1 protein-coding gene is annotated in these 215 nt (G+C 63.3%); it reads left to right on the top strand.

What is annotated here, in order from left to right:
- Positions 1-6: 6 nt before the first annotated feature.
- Positions 7-215: VCBS domain-containing protein (locus KO531_RS22325; protein WP_346345255.1), on the top strand; the 209-nt coding region annotated here is incomplete at its 3' end.

Below are 215 nucleotides of genomic sequence, written 5' to 3'. Positions count from 1 at the left end.
CGTGACATCACGGTCACCAGTGCCGATGGCACCGCCAGCCACACCGTGACCATCACCATTGTCGGCGCGAACGATCCCGCTGACATCACGGTCGGTAACGGCGACAGCGATACTGGCACCGTCACCGAAGACGGCGATTCCGACACCCTGCCAGGCACAGTACAAACGGTGGCCGGCACCTTAACCGTCACCGACGTCGACAACGGCGAAGCGGT

Origin of the sequence: Shewanella sp. NKUCC06_TVS (assembly GCF_019345515.1) — a bacterium.
In the GTDB taxonomy this organism is placed as follows: Bacteria; Pseudomonadota; Gammaproteobacteria; order Enterobacterales; family Shewanellaceae; genus Shewanella; species Shewanella oncorhynchi.
Note: the sequence above shows the minus strand (reverse complement) of the source record. Positions and strands in the feature narration are given on the sequence as shown.